Consider the following 1,467-nt stretch of genomic DNA (forward strand, 5'->3'; position numbering starts at 1 on the left):
CGAGGACACCAGCCGGAACAACGCCGTCTCCACCGCGAACAACGCCGGCTGCGCCCACCCGGTCTGGTCCAGCGCCTCCGCCTCCGCCGTGCCCGCCTCGGCGAACAGCACCTCCCGCAACGACCCATCCAGCAACGGATCCAGTCCGGCGATCACCTCATCCAACGCCCGCGCGAACACCGGGAACCGGTCATACAACTCCCGGCCCATCCCCGCCCGCTGACTGCCCTGACCGGTGAACAACACCGCAAGCCTCGGCTCCGCCGCGGCCACCCCCAGCACCACACCCGCACCCGGCAGGTCCTCGGCCACCGCACCCAGACCGGCCAGCACCCCCTCGCGGTCACTCGCCAGCACCACCGCGCGATGCTCGAACGCCGACCGCGTCGTGGCCAGCGAGAACGCCAGATCTCCCAAGGCGGGCTCATCGTGGCCCGTCACATGCGCGGCCAGTTGCCCGGCCTGCGCCCGCAACGCCCCGGCCGTACGACCCGACACCAGCACCGGAACGACATCGCTGACCCCACCGGCATCCGGTGCCTGATCCTGCGAAGCGTTTATCGCCTGTTCGATGATCACGTGGGCGTTGGTGCCGCTGATCCCGAACGAGGACACCCCCGCCCGCCACGGCCGCTCCACCCCAGGCCACGCCCTAGCCTCGGTCAGCAGCTCCACCGCACCCGCCGACCAGTCCACATGCGACGACGGCGCATCCACATGCAACGTCATGGGCAGCACCCCGTGCCGCATCGCCATGACCATCTTGATCACACCCGCCACACCGGCAGCGGCCTGGGTGTGACCGATGTTCGACTTGATCGACCCCAGCAGCAGCGGCCGATCCTCGTCCCGGTCTTTGCCATAGGTGGCGAGAAGCGCCTGTGCCTCGATCGGGTCACCCAGCGTCGTACCGGTCCCGTGCGCCTCGACCGCGTCCACCTCAGACGGCGAAAGCCCCGAAGCGGCCAGCGCCTGGCGGATCACCCGCTGCTGCGACGGGCCGTTCGGCGCCGTCAGACCATTCGAGGCGCCATCCTGGTTGACCGCCGACCCGCGCACCAGGGCCAGCACCTGATGACCGTTGCGCTGCGCGTCCGACAGCCGCTCCAGCACCACCATCCCGACGCCCTCGGCCCAACTCGTGCCATCGGCCGCATCCGCGAACGCCTTGCACCGGCCATCGCCGGCCAGCCCGCCCTGAGCGCTGAAGTCGATGAACGCCCCCGGCGACGCCATCACCGTCACACCACCGGCCAGCGCCAAAGAGCACTCACCCGAGCGCAGCGCCTGCGCCGCCAAGTGAATCGTCACCAGCGAGGACGAACACGCCGTGTCCACCGTCATCGCCGGCCCCTCCAGGCCCAGCACGTAGGAGATCCGGCCCGACAGCACACTGCCCGCGTTACCGGTCCCGAAGAAGCTCATCACATCCGGCGGGAACTCCACACTGGAGGCATAATCGTGATA

At 69.7% G+C, this 1,467-nt stretch carries 1 protein-coding gene; it reads right to left on the minus strand.

Annotated features, from left to right (window positions below; genetic code table 11):
- Window positions 1-1,446: type I polyketide synthase (locus AB0J58_RS45015; RefSeq protein ID WP_364227992.1), on the minus strand; the 1,446-nt coding region annotated here is incomplete at its 3' end.
- Window positions 1,447-1,467 lie beyond the last annotated feature (21 nt).

The sequence above is a fragment of the Streptosporangium sp. NPDC049644 genome, assembly GCF_040675205.1.
Taxonomy (GTDB): Bacteria; Actinomycetota; Actinomycetes; order Streptosporangiales; family Streptosporangiaceae; genus Streptosporangium; species Streptosporangium fukuiense.